We start from the raw sequence: 18,128 nt of genomic DNA on the forward strand, positions 1-18,128 counted from the left end.
GCCTTACTCACGAGACATGACATGCGCCGCCCTCATCGTCGCCGCAGGAAGTGGCACCCGCGCCGGGGGGGATCTGCCGAAACAATGGCAATCCCTCGCCGGTCGGCGAGTCATCGACTGGACGCTCGACGCGTTTCTCGCGGTGCCGGACATCACCTCGATCACCGTCGTCGTCCCGCCCGAGGCGACCGCGCGCATCGCCCCGCATCCCCGGATCACGGTCGTCGCGGGCGGCGAGACGCGCGCGGACTCGGTGCGCGCCGGGCTCGAATCGATGACCGGCGCAGCCCCCGAACACGTGCTGATCCACGATGCCGCGCGCTGCTGTACGCAACCCGCGTACATCGCGTACATCCTGCACACCTTGCAGACCGGCGACACGCCCGCCGTGGCGCCCGCCCTGCCGGTCACCGATGCGCTCTGGACGGCCGCCGATGGCCGCGTCACCGGCACCCGGGACCGCACCGGACTGTTTCGCGCGCAGACACCGCAAGCCTTTGATTTCGCCTCTATTCTTGAGGCCCACCGCGCGCATGCTGATGAGGCGGCCGACGATGTCGCCGTCGCCACGGCCGCCGGCCTCGCCGTGGCGATTGCCAAAGGGGACGAGGACAACCTCAAGATCACCCATCCGGACGACTTCGCCCGCGCCCGGAAACTGTTGGAAAATCATATGGATATACGCATCGGCACCGGGTACGACGTGCACCGGTTCGGACCCGGCGACCACTGTAGGCTCTGCGGCGTCGCCGTCCCCCATGATCGCGGCCTCGACGGTCATTCGGACGCGGATGTAGGTATGCACGCCCTTACCGACGCAATATACGGTGCGCTGGCCGAGGGCGATATCGGCCGTCACTTCCCCCCGTCCGACCCGCAATGGAAGGGCGCCGACAGCCACGTCTTCCTGCGTCATGCGGTCGATCTGGCGACGACAAAAGGCCTCAGGATCAACAACATGGACATCACCCTCGTCTGTGAACGTCCGAAGATCGGGCCCCATGCCGAGACCATGCGACACACGCTGGCAGAGATTACCGGGGTCGAGACCGCCCGGATCTCGGTCAAGGCGACGACCTCCGAACGCCTCGGCTTCACCGGCCGGGAAGAAGGCATCGCGGCCCAGGCCGCCGTGACATTGGTGAAGACATGCGCGTAAGTCACCTGATCGCAACAGTTTTCCATCTCGGCCACATTCAACCGGCCCCGGGCACATGGGCGTCCCTTGCCGCGCTGCCGCTGGCATGGGCTCTACATCTTGTGGGCGGGCCCTGGGCGCTCTTGGCCGGCATCGTCGTGGCCTTTGCATCAGGGGTGTGGGCCACGTCACTGGAAACACGGGGAAAAGTCGATCCAGACCCCTCCGAGATCGTGATCGACGAGGTCGCGGGCCAATGGCTCGCCGTGCTGCCCGTGTCGATCGGCGCGGCCCATGTCGGCGCGAACATGCTAAACCTCTGGCCCGGCTTCCTTTTTGCCTTCGGGTTCTTTAGGCTCTTCGACATCTGGAAACCCGGCCCCATCGGATGGGCCGACCGCCGCGAGGACGCCCTTGGCGTGATGCTCGACGACATCCTCGCCGGCCTCGCCGCCGCGATCTGCGTCGTCATCGCGGCCTTCATCTATCACGAGGTGCTACTAAGATGATTACAAAGGATATTATCGAAACCGCCCGCGCCCGCGGCGTGCGGATCACCACCGCCGAAAGCTGCACCGGCGGCATGGTCGCGGTCGCCTTGACGGATATTCCGGGCGCGTCGACGGTGGTTGAACGTGGCTTCGTAAGCTATTCCAACGACGCGAAAATCGAGATGCTCGGCGTGTCCCCGGACACGCTGTCGGCGGTCGGCGCCGTCTCCGAAGCGGTCGCCCGCGAAATGGCCGAGGGCGCCCTCGCCCACAGCCACGCCGACCTTGCCGTGGCCATCACCGGCATCGCCGGCCCCGGCGGCTCCGAGCACAAGCCCGAAGGACGCGTCTGTTTCAGCGTCGCGCGCACCGGTCAGCCCACGCGGACAGAGACGCATGATTACGGCGCACAGGGCCGCGACATGGTCCGCCAACACGCCCGGGACCATGCCCTGAGCCTGCTGAGTATCGCTTTACAACAATAGGTTGTGCGGCAAAGTTCAAGCATTGCCGTAAAGCGCGTCGGCACGTTTCTCGAAGGCCCGCACGATGCGCTTCATGGCCTCATAGAAGAAGATCTCGGCCGCCGATTGCAGCAGGCGGTTCTTGAAGGCGAAATCCACGTCGAACGCCACCTCGCAGCCGCCCTCGACATCGCGGAACGCCCAGTTGGAGCGCATGTGATGGAACGGCCCGTCGAGATACTCGGTCTCGATCCGCTTCTCCTTCGGCCAGAGCACGACGCGGCTGCCGAACCGTTCGCGGAACACCTTGAAACTTATGACAAGATCCGCCTCCATCACTTCCGACCCGTCGGGGCGCGGCGTCACCCGGCGCACCCGCGCCGCCGCCGTCCAGGGCAGGAATTGCGGGTAGTTCGCGACATCGGCCACCAGCGCATACATCTGGTCGGCCGTATAGCGCAGCTTTCGTGTCTCGGAATGTGATGGCATGAAGGCCCCGAATTGCGCGTGACAGTGGCGCGCGTTGTCTTGTAACGGGACCGGAAGTTCAAGGGGGAACCATGCCGCAGCCCGCCTATGTCATCGACCGCCTGATTTCGGCCAAGACCATCGCGGCCCGCATCGAGACCCTCGCGCAAGAGATCGAGGCCGAGTTCGCGGGCACCGAGAAGCTGGTGGTCGTCGGGCTGCTGCGCGGGTCGTTCATCTTCATCGCGGATCTGGTGCGCGAGTTGTCCCTGCCCGTCGAGGTCGATTTCGTCGAGGCGTCGTCCTACGGCAATGCCATGCAGAGCGGACGGGAAGTACGCATTCTCAAGGACTTGCAGGGCGACATGGCCGGGCGCGACGTGCTGGTCGTCGAGGATATCGTGGATACCGGCCACACCCTGGCGCATGTGCTGGACCTGTTGCGGGCGCGGCGGCCCGCACGGCTGAAAACCATCGCGCTGCTCGACAAGCCGTCGCGGCGCGAGACCGATATCAGCGCCGACTGGATCGGGTTCGACTGCCCCGATGCCTTCGTCGTGGGCTACGGCATCGACTACGCGCAGCGTAACCGCGCCCTGCCCTATATCGGCACGGTCAGGTTCACCGCTTCGTGATGTCGTTGCGGTTCGCTGCCACCCTCAGGCGCGCGCGGCATCTATGAAGGCGCGGATTCGCGCCTTGTCCTTGCGACCGGGCGCCTCCTCCACCCCCGAAGAGACGTCGACTTGGCGTGCGCCGGTGCGCGTCACGGCCTCGGCCACGTTCTCGGGCGTCAGCCCCCCTGCCAGCAGCCACGGCAGCGGCCACTCGTAGCCCTTTATCAGCGACCAGTCGAAAGCCGCTGCATTCCCGCCGGGGCGGTCCGCATCCGTCGGGGGTTTCGCGTCGATCAGAAGCTGGTCGGCCGCCTTGGAATAAAGGTCGATCTGCGCCAGATCCGCCCGCTCGGCAATACCGAGGGCCTTCATCACCGGCAGGCCGTAGCGCGCCCGGATCTCGGCCACGCGGGCCGGGGTCTCGCGCCCGTGCAGTTGCAGCATGTCCAGCGGCACCGCCTGCGTCAGCGCATCCAGCGCGGCATCCTCCGCATCCACGACCAGCGCCACCTTGGCGATGCCGGGCGGTACCTCGATGGCAAGCGCGCGCGCCGCACCCGTCGACAGGTGGCGCGGCGATTTCTCGAAGAAGACGAACCCGACATAGGTCGCGCCGGCCTCGGCCGCCGCCATCACGTCGGGCCCGGTGGTCAGACCGCAAATCTTCACCCGGGTGTCCTTCGGCATGGCGACGACCTAGCCCGCCTCGTCGAGAAGCGCCAGAACGTCGTCCTTGCCCTTGTCCCGCTCGCCCTTCAGGCGCTTGACCTCGGCGCGCAGGCTGGCGAGTTCGCGCGCCTGCCGCGCCGCCGCCCTGCGCTCGCCCGCCTCGCGAATCCATTCCCAGATGAACCCCACGATCAGCCCGATCAGGATGCCCGCGTAGATCACGACGAAGAGCGGTACATCGTATGTGGGATTGAGCGCGGCGAACCCCGCCAGTTCGTCGGGCAGCACCCGCAGTGTCACCACACCGCGATTGGCAAGCGCGATCAGCACGAGGGCAAGCGCGAAGACGGCGATCGAGGCGTATCTGATATATCGCATGGTCAGTTTCCGTTCAGCCGGTCACGCAAAAGCTTTCCGGTCTTGAAAAAGGGGACGTATTTCTGGTCGACCTGCACGCTTTCACCGGTACGCGGGTTGCGGCCGATCCGCGCGTCCCGCTTCTTGACGGAGAACGCGCCGAAGCCGCGCAACTCCACCCGGTTGCCATTGGCAAGCGCCTCGGTGATCTCGCTGAAGATGGTGTTCACGATCTTCGCGACATCCTGTTGCACGAGATGCGGGTTCTCCTCGGCGATCTTCTGGATCAATTCCGATCGTATCATCGGCTGGCACCCTCCAATGCTGTTTCAAGCTGCACGACACCGCCCGACTATAAGCGCACTGCCATAAAACGAAACCACAAAGCCGGGATCGCGCGTCGGAAAGCCATGATTTATCACACCTCTTCGCGGCGATGGCGGCGCGCGTACCGGCGCAGGCCCGGACCGCGGGCGGTCGGACAGCGATCCACACCCGGCGAAAAGCGTGATTCGCGGGTCGGGAAACCCTGCCGAAGACCCGCCCTCGACGGTGGACATTGCCGCGCATCCACCGCATTGTCGCTCGCGCGAAGCGGGGGAGACAATCGTGACAGCGCAACCGATCATCATCGACACAGATCCCGGACAGGACGACGCGGTCGCGATCCTACTGGCCCTCGCCTGCCCCGACGCGCTCGAGGTTCTCGGCCTGACCTGCGTCGCCGGCAACGTGCCGCTCGACCTGACCACACGCAACGCGCGCATCGCCTGCGAACTGGCCGGCCGGGCCGATCTGCCGGTCTTCGCCGGCTGTGAGCGCCCGCTGCGCGGCGAGCTTCTGACGGCCGAACACGTGCATGGCGAAACCGGCCTCGACGGCCCATACCTGCCCGAGCCGGAAATGCCGCTGCAGCCCGGCCACGCGGTGGAGTTCATCATCGAGACGGTGCGCAGCCGTCCGGAGGAGACGGTGACGCTGGTGGCGCTCGGACCGCTGACGAATATCGCGACGGCGTTCGAAACCGCGCCCGAGATCGCCGCGAAGCTGCGCGGGATCGTGGTGATGGGCGGCACACAGCATGTCGCCGGCAACGCCACGCCCAGTGCCGAATTCAACATGCATGTCGATCCGCACGCGGCCGACATCGTGATGCGCGCCGGCGTGCCGCTGACCCTCGTCCCGCTCGACGTGACGCACAGGGCGCTGGTGACCCCGCCGCGCAACGCCGCGCTGCGCGCGATCGGCACGCCTGTCGGGCGCGCGGTGGCCGATCTCACCGGGTTCATCGAGCGCTACGATCCCGACCGCTTCGGCGAGGCCGGCGCGCCGCTGCACGATCCCTGCGTCATCGGCTGGTTGGTGCGCCCCGATCTCTTTCGATCTTCCAGGGTCAATCTCACGGTCGAGACCGACGACGACGAGACCCTTGGCATGACCGTCATGGACTGGCCGGGGGCGCAAGGGCGCGCGCCGAACGCCACTGTCCTCAACGAGATCGAGGCGGAAGGATTCTTCGACCTTCTGATAGAAAGGCTTGCGCGGCTATGACGGCACTGACCCTGGCGCGGCCGGACGACCTGGATCGGCTGGCACCGCTTGTCGCGGCCTTCCACGAAGAGGCCGGCATCGCGCAGGACGACGCGACGCGACGCGCGGCCCTGACCCCGATTCTCGAGGGCAGCCCGCATGGCGTGGCCTATCTCATCGGGCCCGCCCGCGCGCCCATCGGCTACGTGATCCTCAGCTTCGGCTGGTCGGTCCGGTCCGCGGGCCTCGACGGGGTGGTCGACGAGCTTTACATACGACGCGCCGTCCGCGGCCGCGGCATCGGGTCAGAAGTGATGGTCGCCCTGCCCAAGGCGCTGTCGGGCGCCGGGTTGCGGAGCCTGCACCTGCAGGTCCGGCGCGACGACGCGAAGGCGCGCAAGCTTTACGAGAAGCTGCGATTCATCCCGCGCGAGGATCACGTGATGATGACACGCGAGATGTAGACGCCAGCCCCGGTCGCGATTACATCTGAGTCATGAACATGAACATACCCTTCACCAACAGCTATGGCGCCCTGCCAGCACGCTTCTTCACCCGGCAGACGGCCGTGCCCGTCCGGGCGCCGCGCCTCATCCGGTTCAACGAAGATCTCGCCGCGGATCTCGGCATACCGCACACCGACGAGGCGACGCTGGCGCAAGTCTTTGCCGGCAATGCCGTGCCCGAGGGCGCCGATCCGTTGGCGCAGGTCTATGCCGGGCATCAGTTCGGCGGCTTCTCGCCGCAACTGGGGGACGGGCGCGCGCTGCTTCTGGGCGAGGTCGTGGACCGGACCGGCACACGCCGCGACCTGCAGCTCAAGGGCTCCGGCCCCACGCCCTACAGCCGCATGGGCGACGGGCGCGCCTGGCTCGGCCCGGTGCTGCGGGAATATGTCGTGTCCGAGGCGATGCACGCGCTCAGCATTCCCACGACCCGCGCCCTCGCCGCCGTCGCCACCGGAGAGCCGGTCTACCGCGAGGCAGGCGGCATGCCCGGCGCGGTGCTGACCCGCGTGGCCTCCAGCCATATCCGCGTCGGCACCTTCCAGTATTTCGCCGCGCGCCGCGATCTCGAAGGGCTGCGCGCGCTTTACGACTATACCGTCGCCCGGCACGACCCGCAGGCCGAAAGCCCCGCCGATCTTCTGGACACGGTGATCCGTCGGCAGGCCCGGCTGGTGGCGCAATGGCTGTCGGTCGGCTTCATCCACGGGGTGATGAACACCGACAACACGGCAATCTCCGGCGAGACGATCGATTACGGGCCCTGTGCATTCATGGATACTTATCACCCGCAGACGGTCTACAGCTCGATCGACGCGCATGGGCGCTACGGCTACGACAATCAGGCCCGCGTGATTGTCTGGAACATGGCGCAATTCGCCACAACGCTGGTGCCGCTGATGCCCGATCAGGACGCCGCGGTAGAGGATTTCACCGCAAAGGTGCATGCCATGCCCGACCTGATCGAGACCGAGCGTCAGCGCCTCTTCGGCCGCAAGATCGGCATCGCGGAGCCTACCGCCGACGACGCCGCCCTCGTCGACGACCTGCTGAACCTGATGGCCGAGGCGCGCGCGGATTTCACCAACACCTTCCGCGGCCTCATCGACGGCAGCGCGCGCAAGGCGTTCGCCGATCCCGATGCCTTCGATGTCTGGGCCGACGAGTGGCGCGCGCGGCTGAAGCTCGAGGACGATCCCGAGGCCGTGATGCGCGCGGCCAACCCCGCCGTGATCCCGCGCAATCACCGAATCGAGCAGATGATCGAGGCAGCGGTCGCCGGCGACTACGCACCGTTCGAGCGGTTGATCGAGATCCTGTCGCAGCCCTTTGCGGACAATCCCGAGGCCAGCGACCTCAAGCGTCCGCCGCAGCCTGCCGAAGTGGTTCAGGCGACCTTCTGCGGAACCTGACGGCGCGGATCAGCCGCCGCGCCGGTAACGGAACACCCCCGTGCCTGTGGCGATCAGCGTGTCCCGGTCGTCCAGCACGGTGGCCTCGGCGAAGAAGGTGCTCTTGCCGCCGCCGGTGCGCCTTGCCTCGGCGATCAGCACCGCGCCCTTCGCCTGGCCCAGGTAATTGACCGTCAGCGACAGCGTCAGCGCCATCTGCGAACGCCCGGGGTCGCCCGTGTAGCAGCCGCAGAACCCCATGGCGGTGTCAAGCAGCGTGGCGTGCATCCCGCCATGCGGCAGCCCCTGCCGGTTCATCAGTTGCGGGGTCAGCGGCAATTCCACCCGCGCGAAATCCGTCGACCAGCGGGTCAGTTGGTAGCCGAGGTGGGTTTGCAGCGCCGACGGCGCCTCGAGCAGCGCGGGGTCGATCTCGTCGGTCATTGGTCATCCTTCGCGGCCGCAAGCCCGGCGTTCGCGAATTCCGGCACGTACTCGCCCATCCGCAAGCCGCGTTCGGGGTCCGACGCGTTGCCTTCCAGCGCCCGTTTCCTGACACCCTGCAGGATCGCGGCCATGCGGAAATAGCTGAAGGCGAGGTAGAAGTTGAAATTCCCGATCGGCGCAAGGCCCCGACGTTCGCAATACCGCGCGATGAAATCCGCGTCCGACCACAGGCCGAGCGCCGCGCGATCCACTCCGGCGAGGCCACGGCCCTCGGGCGTGGCGGGCATCGACCATTGCATGATGACCGCGGCCAGATCGGCATAGGGATGGCCTACGGTCGACAGCTCCCAGTCGAGAACGGCGACACAGTCCGTTCCCTCCGGCGCAAAGAGCAAATTGTCGAGCCGGAAGTCGCCGTGCACCAGCGTGCGCTGCCCGTCATCTGGGGGCACATGCGTGTCGAGCCAGTCCATCAGCGCGGTCATCTGCGGCAGGTCCTCGGTCGCGGTGGCGTGATACTGCGTCGTCCATCGATCGATCTGGCGGCGGTAATAGTTGCCGGTCGGCCCGTAATCCGAAAGGCCCGTCGCCCGTAGATCCACGTCATGGATCGCCGCCAGAACCCGGTTCATCTCGTCGATGACAGCATGCCGGGTCGCGGCCTCCAGTCCCGGTAGCGTCGGCGCGTCGAAATTGCGCCCCGGCACCTCGTCCATCACGTAGAAGGGCGCGCCGATCACGTCCGCGTCCTCGCACAGCACGTGCATCCGCGCCACCGGGACGTCCGTGGACCAGAGCGCCCGCTGCACGCGGAACTCGCGCTCGACGGCGTGGGCGGATTTCAGCAGCGCGCCGAACGGCTTGCGCCGCAATACATAGACATGCGCGGGCGTCTCCAGCCGGTAGGTCGGGTTCGACTGCCCGCCGCTGAACTTCTCAGCCGTGACCGGCCCTTCGAAGCCGGGCAGATGGTCCGTCAGCCATGCCTCGAGGCGGGCGATATCAAGGTCGGTGCTCACGCCTCGGCCCCGCGCAGATCGGGATGGGTGTAGTCGCGGAACCGCTCGCGCAGCGTCAGCTTCGAGACCTTGCCCGTCGCGGTCAGCGGCAGATCCTCGACCCAAAGAAGATCGTCGGGCAATTGCCACTCGGCGAAATGCGGGGCCATGTGCGCGCGCAGATCATCCAGCGCCGGCTGCGCCTCGCCCGCCGCCACGGCCAGCAGCACCGGGCGCTCGTCCCATCGCGGATGCGGCACCGCGATCACCGCGCAGGCGTGAATGGCGGGATGCGACAGCGCCGCGTTTTCCAGGTCGATCGAGCTGATCCACTCGCCGCCCGACTTCACCAGGTCCTTGGAGCGGTCGCGGATGATGAGCCGCGCATCGGGGCCGACCGACGCCACGTCGCCGGTGCCGAACCATCCGTCCGCGTCCATCGCGGCGGCACTGGCCTCGGGGTTGTCGAAATAGCCGGCGATCACGGTGTTGCCGCGTACATAAAGTTCACCGGTGGTCTCGCCATCATGCGGCAGGCGGTGCCCGGCCTCGTCGACGATCTTGAACTCGACCCCGAATACGCGATGCCCGGCGCAGCACTTGGCCGCAATGCGCTCGGCCTCGGGGGCTGTGTCAAGCGCGGGCGGCAGCACGCCGTGGCTGCCGATCGGGCTCATCTCGGTCATGCCCCAGGCCTGGGCCACGTTGACGCCGCGCGCCTCGTAGGCCTCGATCATCACGCGTGGTGCTGCGGACCCGCCGACGACCAGATCCCCGAAGCCCTGCGGAATGCGCCCCTGCGCCTCGATCTCGGCCAGAAGTCCGGCCCACACGGTGGGCACACCCCAAGCTGAAAAGACGCGTTCGCGGTCCATCAGCCGAAACAGGCTGGACCCGTCCAGATCGGGCCCCGGCATTACCAGCGTCATCCCCGTCAGCGGCGCGGTATAGGGCAGCCCCCACGCGTTGACGTGGAAAAGCGGCACCACCGGCATCACGCGGCCCCCGGCGCGAAAGCTGCTGGTCTGGCTCAGCGGCACCTGCATCGCGTGCAGCACCGTCGAGCGGTGCGAATAAAGCGCGCCCTTGGGATGGCCCGTCGTGCCGGACGTGTAGCACAGGCCCGAGGCACTGTCCTCCGGCAGGTCAGGCCAAGGGTACTGCGTAGGCTGCCCGGCCAGAAGATCCTCGTAACACAGCGCGTTGATCCCGGTCTCCGGCATGTGCGCGCGGTCCGTCAGGATCACGAAGCGCAGATCACGCGGCAGGTCCGGCAAGAGCGCCTCGACGAGCGGCACGAATGTCAGATCCAGAAACAGAAGCCGGTCGCCCGCGTGGCGGATGATATAGACCAACTGCTCATGCGACAGGCGCGGGTTGATCGTGTGACAGACCGCACCGATCCCCGAGACCCCGTAGTAAAGTTCGAAATGCCGGTGGCCATTCCAGGCCAGCGTGCCGATCCGGTCGCCCTGCCCCACCCCGAGCGCTTCGAGCACGTGCGCGAGCTGTGCCACCCGTGCGAGCGTTTCGGGATAGCCTTGGCGGTGAAGATCCCCCTCGACCCGGGCCGAGACGATGCCCTGATCGCCGGTGACCTCGGCCGCATGGGTCAGGATGTCGATGATCCTGAGCGGCCTGTGCATCATCCCGCCTTGCATGTGGTGCCCCTTGTCCTCCTCCGTCACCGGACGGTGGCACGAAACCGGCGCCGGATCAATCTGGCCCGGCGGTCTTGACCTCGGGCTGCGCGCGGCGCATCTCCACCACATCCAGCGCGGACAGGAGCCCGGCATGACCTTTGATCGTTCCATCAAGATCGCCCCCTCGATCCTCTCGGCGGATTTCGCCAATTTCGGCGGCGAGATCCGCGCGATCGAGGCCGAGGGCTGCGACTGGGTGCATGTCGACGTGATGGACGGGCATTTCGTGCCGAACCTGACCTTCGGCCCGCAGCTTTGCGTCGCGATCCGGCCGCATGTCACGACGCTGATGGACGTGCATCTGATGATCTCGCCGGTGGATCCCTATATCGACGCCTTCGCGCAATCCGGCGCCGATATCCTGACCGCGCATCTCGAGGCCGGGCCGCATATCCACCGCACGCTGCAGGCCATCCGCGCCGCGGGTTGCAAGGCGGGGCTGGCGCTGAATCCCGGCAGCGGGATCGACTCGGTGGCGGACATGCTCGACATGGTGGACCTGATCTGCGTGATGACGGTCAATCCCGGCTTCGGCGGGCAGAAGTTCATTCACGGCCAGATCGACAAGGTGCGCCGCCTTCGCGCGATGATCGGCGACCGGCCCATCCATATCGAGATCGATGGCGGCATCACGCCCGAGACAGCTCCGCTCATGGCCGCCGCAGGGGCCGATGTTCTCGTGGCGGGCTCGGCAGTGTTCAAGGGCGGGTCGGTCGAAACCCCCGCCCCCTACGGCGACAACATCCGTGCGATCCGCCGCGCCGCCGAGGCCGCGACCGGCGTCATGGCATGACCCGCGCGGTCATCTTCGATCTCGACGGCACGTTGATCGACAGCGCGCCGGACATCCACGCCGCGGCCAACCGCCTGATGGACCGTTACGAATTCGATCAGTTCTCCACCGCTGAAACCCGCAGCTTCATCGGCAGCGGGGTGCCGCATTTCATCGGCCGCTGCCTGCGCGCCCGTGGCCGCGAGGACGACACCGACCTGCGCGCACGCCTCATTGATGACTTCATGGCCGATTACGAGAACGCGGTCAGCCTGACGCGGGTCTATCCCGGTGTACCAGAGGCCCTGTCGCGGCTGGCCGCGGATCACGCCCTGCTCGGCCTTTGCACCAACAAGCCGCACGGCCCCGCCCGCGCCGTTCTGGAACATCTGGGTCTTTCGGATTATTTCCCGGTGATCATCGGCGGTGACAGCCTGCCGGTGCGCAAGCCCGATCCGGCCCCCCTTCACGCGGCGATCGCGGGCTTGGCGGCGCGGAACGTGCTCTATGTCGGCGACAGCGAGATCGACGCGGAAACCGCCCTGCGCGCCGACGTGCGGTTCGCGCTTTATACCGAGGGCTACCGCAAGAGCCCAGCGAGCGAGATCGCGCATGCAAGCGCCTTTTCCGATTTTGCAGATCTGCCAAGGATCGTCGCGAAACTTTTGCCATGACCGGGGCGGGACGTGATGACGGCGAGATGGCGGATGCGTGATAATCCAATACTATGGATATCATCACCAAAGAGAACTTCCCCTAATCCCGAAAGACGTTTATTTCAAAGTCACAACAGGTCGCGCGATATGTTTCGCACAACCTCGACAGATGAAACCCAATCCGATTGGAGGATATGATGGACGGCAATGATATGGCGAAATGCCCGGTCATGCATGGCGGCGTGACCGAACGGGCCGACAGCCCCATTCAGTGGTGGCCGAATGCGCTCAACCTCGACATTCTGCACCAGCATGACAGCAAGACCAACCCGATGGGGCAGGCATTCGACTATTCGAAAGAAGTCGAGAAGCTGGATGTCGAGGCGCTGAAGAAAGACATGGTCGCGCTGATGACCGACAGCCAGGAATGGTGGCCGGCGGATTGGGGCCATTACGGCGGCCTGATGATTCGCCTCGCATGGCACGCGGCCGGCTCTTACCGTCTGGGTGACGGGCGCGGCGGCGCCGGGACCGGCAATATCCGCTTCTCGCCGCTCAACTCGTGGCCCGACAATGCCAGCCTCGACAAGGCGCGGCGGCTTCTTTGGCCGCTGAAGAAGAAATACGGCAACAAGGTATCCTGGGCAGACCTCATCATCCTGTCCGGCACCATGGCCTACGAATCCATGGGTCTGAAGACCTTCGGCTTCGGCTTCGGGCGCGAGGATATCTGGGGCCCCGAGATCGACATCAACTGGGGCAGCGAAAGCATGTTGCTGGCTGGGTCCGAAGAGCGCACCGAGGACGTCAACGACCCGACCACCATGTACAACCCGCTGGCGGCGTCGCATATGGGCCTGATCTACGTGAACCCCGAGGGCGTGAACGGCAATCCTGACCCGGCGCTGACCGCTGAATATGTGCGCGTCACCTTCGCGCGCATGGCGATGAACGACGAGGAAACCGCGGCGCTGACCGTCGGCGGTCACACCGTCGGCAAGTGCCACGGCTTGGATGCCGATATCGGCCCCGAGCCGGAAAGCGCCCCGATGGAGCAGGGCGGCCTCGGCTGGCAGAATGCGGGCTTCAAGAACACCGCCAACACCGCGCATACCTCGGGCCTCGAAGGCGCGTGGACCTCGAACCCGACGCAGTGGGATAATGGCTATCTTGAACTGCTGTTCGGTTACGAGTGGAAATCGGTGAAGTCCCGCGCGGGTGCCTGGCAGTGGGAGCCCGTGGATATCGCCGAGGAGCACAAGGTGCCGGATGCGACCGATCCGTCGATCAAGCACAACCCGATCATGACCGATGCCGACATGGCGATGAAGGTCGACCCAGTCTATCGCGAGATCTGCGAGCGGTTCTACAAGGATCCCGACTACCTCGCCGACACCTTCGCGCGCGCCTGGTTCAAGCTGACGCATCGCGACATGGGCCCCAAGGCGAACTACCACGGGCCGGACGTGCCCGAGGAAGATCTGATCTGGCAGGATCCGGTGCCCGCGGGCCCGACCGACTACCACGTGCAGACCGTCAAGAACCGGATTGCCGAAAGCGGCCTGTCGCTGAGCGACATGGTCAACACCGCGTGGGACAGCGCCCGGACCTTCCGTGGGTCCGACAAGCGCGGCGGCGCCAACGGTGCGCGCATCCGCCTTGCCCCGCAAAAGGACTGGGAAGGCAACGAGCCCGAACGCCTGACCCGCGTGCTGGGCGTGCTCGAGGGCATCTCTGCCGAAACCGGGGCGAGCCTGGCGGACGTGATCGTGCTGGCCGGCAATCTCGGGGTCGAGCAGGCGGCCAAGGCCGCAGGCTTCGATGTCGACGTGCCGTTCTCGCCGGGCCGTGGCGACGCGACCGACGAGATGACCGATGCCGACAGCTTCGCCTCGCTCGAGCCGCGCACGGACGGGTTCCGCAACTGGCAGGCCGCCGACAACACGGACGCCCCCGAAGAGGCGCTTCTGGACCGCGCGCAGCTCTTGGGCCTGACCGGCCCCGAGATGACGGTGCTGATCGGCGGGATGCGGGTCATGGGGACCAACCATGCCGGCACCGCGCATGGCGTCTTCACCGACCGGATCGGCGCGCTGACGCCCGACTTCTTCGTGAACCTCACGGATATGGGCTATAGCTGGGCACCGACCGGCGAGAACATGTACGAGCTGCGGGATCGCCAGACCGGCACCACCAAGTGGACGGCGACGAGCGCGGACCTCGTGTTCGGCTCCAACTCGATCCTGCGGGCCTATGCCGAGGTCTATGCGCAGGACGACAATGCCGGCAAGTTCGTGCAAGATTTCGTCGCGGCCTGGGCCAAGGTGATGGACGCCGACCGCTTCGATCTGAAGTGATCGGGCGTCACGCCCAAGTATAAGAATCCGCCGCGCGGCCCAGAGACGGGCCGCGCGGTTTTCGTTTGGGGGATTGGTTTTTTTGGGCTGTTTGGTTGCCGGCCTTTAGGGGACGTGCTGGCTAACGCCCTGGCGCGATACGCGGCCGAAGGCCGCAGCGCCATCGCATGTCCGCCCCCCGGACAGGCGATTTGTCGAAGCCGGCGCGTCGATTTGAGCTTTTGCGGATTGGCAGGGATAAAGCGCATTGAATAAGGGGCGGATCGCCTGCCCGCGGACATGCAGGTGGCGCCGCTCATCCAATCAAGACCACCTGTCGTATTTCAGCTCCATCCGTCTGCATCCCATACCCGGAGTGGAAGAAAGAACAAAACAAGAATACAATGCCTGTGTGCTGCCACACAACCCGAGTCGCCCTGCCTCATGTCCTTTGCCGAGCTTTCTGCCACGTCGAACTTCACCTTCCTCACCGGGGCCGCACACCCCGAGGAGTACATGGAGCGTGCAGCAGAGCTCGGCCTGTCGGCCGTGGCGATCGCCGATGTGAATTCCGTGGCGGGCATCGTACGCGCGCACAGCCGCGCGCGAGAGATCGCGCGGCAGGTGGCCGAACGGCAGGCGGTCGAGGCGCGGGAAGGCCCGATCGGTCCGCCCGCGCCGTGGCCTGCAGAACCGCGATGGACCTGCACCCCCCGCCTGATCCCCGCCGCCCGGCTGGTGCTGCGCGAGGGGCTCGAGGTCACCGCCCTGCCCGAGGACCGGCAGGGCTGGGCCAGCCTCTGCCGTCTGCTGACCCTCGGGCGGCGCCGCGCCCCCAAGGGCGACTGCGACCTGCGGCTCGAAGATCTGCTCGACGGGGCCGCGGGGCTGCATCTGCTCCTGCATCCAGGGCGCGGGCGCGACTGGCCGGCGCAGGCGAAACGGCTGGCAGCTAGCCACGGCGACCACATGCACCTCGTGCTGCGCCCGCATTACGACGGGCGCGATCCGGTGCGCTTCGAGCAGCTGGCACGGCGCGCGGACCGGCTCGGCATGCCGACGCTGGCCGCCGCCTGCCCGATCCTGCACCGCGCGCAGCGCCGCCGCCTTGCCGATGTCCTCAGCGCGATCCGGCTGGGGGTGACGGTCGAGACCCTCGGCCGCCACGCCCTGCCCAATGCCGAACGGCGCCTGCGCTCGGCGCCCGAGATGCGCCGCCTCCTTGCCGGGCACGAGGCGGCAATCACACGCGCCGAAACCCTCGCCGCGCGGCTGAACTTTTCGCTGGATGAGCTGCGCCATGAATATCCCAGCGAGGTCGCCGGCGACGAGACCCCCACCCACCGGCTCCGGCGGCTGGCGCTTGCCGGGCTCGACTGGCGCTATCCGGGCGGTGCATCGCAGCGGGTGCGCGACATGCTGGCCCACGAGCTGACCCTCATCGCCAAGCTGCGCTACGAGCCCTATTTCCTGACCGTGCACGACGTGGTGGACTTCGCCCGCTCACGCGGCATTCTTTGCCAGGGCCGCGGCTCGGCGGCCAATTCGGTGGTCTGCTACTGCCTTGGCGTCACCTCGGTCAGCCCCGAACTGGGCACCATGGTGTTCGAGCGCTTCGTGTCCGAGGCCCGCGACGAGCCCCCCGACATTGACGTCGATTTCGAACATGAGCGCCGCGAAGAGGTGATCCAGTGGATCTACGACCGCTACGGCCGGCACCGCGCCGGGCTTTGCGCCACGGTGATCCATTACCGCACAAGGCGCGCGATCCGCGAGGTCGGCCGCGCCATGGGATTGTCCGAGGATATCCTCGGCGCGATGACCTCGCAGATCTGGGGGCATGGCGGCGAGGGGCGGCTCGACACCGCGCGCCTGCGCGAACTGGGCATTGACGCCAGCGACCCGCGCCTTGCCCTGACGCTCGACCTGATCGCAGAGATCACCGGGTTTCCCCGTCATCTCAGCCAGCATGTCGGCGGTTTCGTCATCACCGAAGGCCGGCTGGACGAACTGGTGCCGATCGAGAATGCCAGCATGGCCGACCGCACCGTCATATGCTGGGACAAGGACGATATCGACGCGCTCGGCATCCTCAAGGTCGATGTGCTCGCCCTTGGCATGCTGACCTGCATCCGCAAGGCGTTCGACCTGCTGCACCAGCATCGCGGACAGCGCCACACGCTGGCCACGCTGCCGCAAGAGGACCCGCGCGTCTACGCCATGCTGGCCCGCGCCGACAGCCTCGGCGTCTTCCAGGTGGAAAGCCGCGCGCAGATGAACTTCCTGCCGCGCATGCGCCCCCGCACTTTCTACGACCTGGTGATCCAGGTGGCGATCATCCGGCCGGGGCCGATCCAGGGCGACATGGTGCATCCCTTCATCCGCCGCCGCAACGGCGAGGAAGCGGTGCGCTTTCCTTCCGACGCCCTGGGTCGGGTGCTGGCCAAGACCCTCGGCGTGCCGCTGTTCCAGGAACAGGCGATGCAGATCGCCATCATCGGCGCGGGGTTTTCGCCCGACGAGGCCGACCGTCTGCGCCGCGCGCTGGCCACCTTCAAGCGCCACGGCAATGTCAGCGAGTTCCGCAACCGGTTCCTGAAGGGCATGCGCGCCAACAACTACGACATGGAGTTCGCCGAGCGCTGTTTCAGCCAGATCGAGGGGTTCGGCAGCTACGGCTTTCCCGAAAGCCACGCCGCCAGCTTCGCGCATCTGGTCTATGCGAGCGCCTGGATCAAGCATCACCACCCAGGCGTCTTCGCCTGCGCGCTGCTCAACGCGCAGCCCATGGGGTTTTATGCCCCCGCGCAGATCGTGCGGGATGCGCGCGATCACGGCGTGACGGTGCGCCCGGTCTGCATCAACGCCTCGTACTGGGACAACACTTTGGAGCCGGACGCGCAGGGCGGCCTCGCGCTGCGGCTCGGGTTTCGCCAGATCAAGGGCCTCGCCCGGGACGAGGCCGACTGGATCGCGGCGGCACGCGGCAACGGCTATACCGGCCCCGAGGATGTCTGGCGGCGCGCCGGGCTCGACCCGACGCTGCTGGCCCGGCTGGCCGAGGCGGATTGCTTCGCCGCACTCGGGCTGTCGCGGCGCGACGCGCTCTGGCAGGCCAAGGCGATCCGGTCGCCTGATCCGCTGCCGCTTTTCGCCCACGATCTCGACGGCGAGGCGATCAATGAGCCCGCCGCGCATCTGCCGCGGATGACCCTGGGCGAGGAGATGGTCGAGGATTACGCGGCGCTGCACCTCAGCCTGCGCGCGCATCCCCTGGCGCTCTTGCGGCCGATCCTGACGCCCCCCACTCGCCCGAGCGAGTGTTGACACATGACACATGATGCGCGCCGAGTAGCGCCGGCATCGGGGGTGAAGCTATAGCCGCGGCGCGCCGCGCCGCAGCGCCATCGCATGTCCGCCCCGTCGCACCAAAGGTGCGCCAGATGATATCGGCACGCCTTTGGCGTGACGGACAGGCGATTTGTCTAAGCCGGCGCATTGATTTGTGCTTTTTCGGGGTGGCAGGAATAAAGCGCCCTGAACATCTGTTGGATCGCCTGCCCGCGGACATGCGGGTGGCGCTGC

General features: G+C 66.7%; 18 protein-coding genes. 11 read left to right on the forward strand and 7 right to left on the reverse strand.

What is annotated here, in order from left to right; all coding sequences use genetic code 11:
- The first annotated feature begins 16 nt into the window (after positions 1-16).
- From V8324_RS04515 to V8324_RS04525, 3 genes are read left to right on the forward strand one after another with little or no spacing between them, the layout of a single operon-like run.
- Entirely contained in the window at positions 17-1,159 is a 1,143-nt protein-coding gene (locus V8324_RS04515; RefSeq protein ID WP_336418728.1) for a bifunctional 2-C-methyl-D-erythritol 4-phosphate cytidylyltransferase/2-C-methyl-D-erythritol 2,4-cyclodiphosphate synthase, read from the forward strand.
- Positions 1,150-1,647: a phosphatidylglycerophosphatase A family protein gene (locus V8324_RS04520; RefSeq protein WP_336418729.1), complete on the forward strand. Its 498-nt coding sequence runs from the start codon at positions 1,150-1,152 to the stop codon at positions 1,645-1,647. Before V8324_RS04515 ends, V8324_RS04520 begins: the two co-directional genes overlap by 10 nt.
- Positions 1,644-2,114, forward strand: a complete 471-nt coding sequence (locus tag V8324_RS04525) for a CinA family protein (RefSeq protein ID WP_336418730.1) — start codon at positions 1,644-1,646, stop codon at positions 2,112-2,114. Before V8324_RS04520 ends, V8324_RS04525 begins: the two co-directional genes overlap by 4 nt.
- Before the next feature lie 15 nt (positions 2,115-2,129).
- On the opposite strand, the gene V8324_RS04530 is transcribed toward V8324_RS04525, so the two are convergent.
- Positions 2,130-2,582 (reverse strand): type II toxin-antitoxin system RatA family toxin, encoded by a 453-nt coding sequence (locus V8324_RS04530; RefSeq protein WP_336418731.1) that lies wholly within the window; start codon positions 2,580-2,582, stop codon positions 2,130-2,132.
- Positions 2,583-2,653: 71 nt separating this feature from the next.
- Between V8324_RS04530 and hpt the strand changes: the two genes are divergently transcribed.
- A complete protein-coding gene (hpt, locus tag V8324_RS04535) occupies positions 2,654-3,196 on the forward strand; it encodes a hypoxanthine phosphoribosyltransferase (protein WP_336418732.1) in 543 nt (180 codons plus the stop codon).
- A gap of 24 nt (positions 3,197-3,220) precedes the next feature.
- Here hpt and V8324_RS04540 read toward each other — a convergent pair whose 3' ends face one another.
- The 3 genes from V8324_RS04540 to ihfB are packed head-to-tail and all read right to left on the reverse strand — an operon-like array spanning position 3,221 to position 4,509.
- Positions 3,221-3,865 (reverse strand): phosphoribosylanthranilate isomerase, encoded by a 645-nt coding sequence (locus V8324_RS04540; RefSeq protein ID WP_336418733.1) that lies wholly within the window; start codon positions 3,863-3,865, stop codon positions 3,221-3,223.
- A 9-nt stretch (positions 3,866-3,874) separates the two neighbouring features.
- Positions 3,875-4,225 (reverse strand): DUF1049 domain-containing protein, encoded by a 351-nt coding sequence (locus tag V8324_RS04545; protein ID WP_336418734.1) that lies wholly within the window; start codon positions 4,223-4,225, stop codon positions 3,875-3,877.
- A gap of 2 nt (positions 4,226-4,227) precedes the next feature.
- The gene (gene ihfB / locus V8324_RS04550; protein WP_336418735.1) at positions 4,228-4,509 is read right to left on the reverse strand and encodes an integration host factor subunit beta; all 282 of its coding nucleotides are present in this window, start codon (positions 4,507-4,509) and stop codon (positions 4,228-4,230) included.
- Positions 4,510-4,813: 304 nt separating this feature from the next.
- On the opposite strand from ihfB, the gene V8324_RS04555 reads away from it, so the two are divergent.
- Genes V8324_RS04555 through V8324_RS04565 form a run of 3 tightly spaced genes read left to right on the forward strand, consistent with a single transcriptional unit; the run spans position 4,814 to position 7,652 of the window.
- The gene (locus tag V8324_RS04555) at positions 4,814-5,755 is read left to right on the forward strand and encodes a nucleoside hydrolase (RefSeq protein ID WP_336418736.1); all 942 of its coding nucleotides are present in this window, start codon (positions 4,814-4,816) and stop codon (positions 5,753-5,755) included.
- A complete protein-coding gene (locus V8324_RS04560; RefSeq protein ID WP_336418737.1) occupies positions 5,752-6,198 on the forward strand; it encodes a GNAT family N-acetyltransferase in 447 nt (148 codons plus the stop codon). The genes V8324_RS04555 and V8324_RS04560 overlap by 4 nt, the downstream gene beginning before the upstream one ends.
- A 32-nt stretch (positions 6,199-6,230) precedes the next feature.
- Positions 6,231-7,652, forward strand: coding sequence for a protein adenylyltransferase SelO (locus tag V8324_RS04565; protein ID WP_336418738.1), 1,422 nt, complete (start codon positions 6,231-6,233; stop codon positions 7,650-7,652).
- 9 nt (positions 7,653-7,661) lie between these two features.
- On the opposite strand, the gene V8324_RS04570 is transcribed toward V8324_RS04565, so the two are convergent.
- The 3 genes from V8324_RS04570 to V8324_RS04580 are packed head-to-tail and all read right to left on the reverse strand — an operon-like array spanning position 7,662 to position 10,737.
- On the reverse strand, positions 7,662-8,075 hold the full coding sequence (locus tag V8324_RS04570) for a PaaI family thioesterase (RefSeq protein WP_336418739.1): 414 nt from the start codon (positions 8,073-8,075) through the stop codon (positions 7,662-7,664).
- The gene (locus tag V8324_RS04575; RefSeq protein ID WP_336418740.1) at positions 8,072-9,097 is read right to left on the reverse strand and encodes a phosphotransferase family protein; all 1,026 of its coding nucleotides are present in this window, start codon (positions 9,095-9,097) and stop codon (positions 8,072-8,074) included. The genes V8324_RS04570 and V8324_RS04575 overlap by 4 nt, the downstream gene beginning before the upstream one ends.
- Entirely contained in the window at positions 9,094-10,737 is a 1,644-nt protein-coding gene (locus V8324_RS04580) for a long-chain fatty acid--CoA ligase (protein ID WP_336418741.1), read from the reverse strand. The genes V8324_RS04575 and V8324_RS04580 overlap by 4 nt, the downstream gene beginning before the upstream one ends.
- A 133-nt stretch (positions 10,738-10,870) precedes the next feature.
- Between V8324_RS04580 and rpe the strand changes: the two genes are divergently transcribed.
- The 4 genes from rpe to V8324_RS04600 all read left to right on the forward strand — a co-directional run bounded on the left by rpe (position 10,871) and on the right by V8324_RS04600 (position 17,870).
- A complete protein-coding gene (gene rpe, locus V8324_RS04585; protein ID WP_336418742.1) occupies positions 10,871-11,572 on the forward strand; it encodes a ribulose-phosphate 3-epimerase in 702 nt (233 codons plus the stop codon).
- A complete protein-coding gene (gene gph, locus V8324_RS04590; RefSeq protein WP_336418743.1) occupies positions 11,569-12,225 on the forward strand; it encodes a phosphoglycolate phosphatase in 657 nt (218 codons plus the stop codon). Before rpe ends, gph begins: the two co-directional genes overlap by 4 nt.
- Positions 12,226-12,404: 179 nt before the next feature.
- Positions 12,405-14,564 (forward strand): catalase/peroxidase HPI, encoded by a 2,160-nt coding sequence (katG, locus tag V8324_RS04595; protein ID WP_336418744.1) that lies wholly within the window; start codon positions 12,405-12,407, stop codon positions 14,562-14,564.
- Between the two features lie 423 nt (positions 14,565-14,987).
- On the forward strand, positions 14,988-17,870 hold the full coding sequence (locus tag V8324_RS04600; protein ID WP_336418745.1) for an error-prone DNA polymerase: 2,883 nt from the start codon (positions 14,988-14,990) through the stop codon (positions 17,868-17,870).
- The last annotated feature ends 258 nt before the right edge of the window (positions 17,871-18,128 follow it).

It is taken from the genome of Roseovarius sp. D22-M7 (genome assembly GCF_037083785.1).
Classification (GTDB): Bacteria; Pseudomonadota; Alphaproteobacteria; order Rhodobacterales; family Rhodobacteraceae; genus Roseovarius.

Bases quoted from the DNA above. Each gene is read 5' to 3' on its own strand.
- V8324_RS04515 (WP_336418728.1), top strand. From the start codon at position 17: ATGACATGCGCCGCCCTCATCGTCGCCGCAGGAAGTGGCACCCGCGCC.
- V8324_RS04520 (WP_336418729.1), top strand. From the start codon at position 1,150: ATGCGCGTAAGTCACCTGATCGCAACAGTTTTCCATCTCGGCCACATT.
- V8324_RS04525 (WP_336418730.1), top strand. From the start codon at position 1,644: ATGATTACAAAGGATATTATCGAAACCGCCCGCGCCCGCGGCGTGCGG.
- V8324_RS04530 (WP_336418731.1), bottom strand. From the start codon at position 2,582: ATGCCATCACATTCCGAGACACGAAAGCTGCGCTATACGGCCGACCAG.
- hpt (WP_336418732.1), top strand. From the start codon at position 2,654: ATGCCGCAGCCCGCCTATGTCATCGACCGCCTGATTTCGGCCAAGACC.
- V8324_RS04540 (WP_336418733.1), bottom strand. From the start codon at position 3,865: ATGCCGAAGGACACCCGGGTGAAGATTTGCGGTCTGACCACCGGGCCC.
- V8324_RS04545 (WP_336418734.1), bottom strand. From the start codon at position 4,225: ATGCGATATATCAGATACGCCTCGATCGCCGTCTTCGCGCTTGCCCTC.
- ihfB (WP_336418735.1), bottom strand. From the start codon at position 4,509: ATGATACGATCGGAATTGATCCAGAAGATCGCCGAGGAGAACCCGCAT.
- V8324_RS04560 (WP_336418737.1), top strand. From the start codon at position 5,752: ATGACGGCACTGACCCTGGCGCGGCCGGACGACCTGGATCGGCTGGCA.
- V8324_RS04565 (WP_336418738.1), top strand. From the start codon at position 6,231: ATGAACATGAACATACCCTTCACCAACAGCTATGGCGCCCTGCCAGCA.
- V8324_RS04570 (WP_336418739.1), bottom strand. From the start codon at position 8,075: ATGACCGACGAGATCGACCCCGCGCTGCTCGAGGCGCCGTCGGCGCTG.
- V8324_RS04580 (WP_336418741.1), bottom strand. From the start codon at position 10,737: ATGCAAGGCGGGATGATGCACAGGCCGCTCAGGATCATCGACATCCTG.
- rpe (WP_336418742.1), top strand. From the start codon at position 10,871: ATGACCTTTGATCGTTCCATCAAGATCGCCCCCTCGATCCTCTCGGCG.
- gph (WP_336418743.1), top strand. From the start codon at position 11,569: ATGACCCGCGCGGTCATCTTCGATCTCGACGGCACGTTGATCGACAGC.
- katG (WP_336418744.1), top strand. From the start codon at position 12,405: ATGGACGGCAATGATATGGCGAAATGCCCGGTCATGCATGGCGGCGTG.
- V8324_RS04600 (WP_336418745.1), top strand. From the start codon at position 14,988: ATGTCCTTTGCCGAGCTTTCTGCCACGTCGAACTTCACCTTCCTCACC.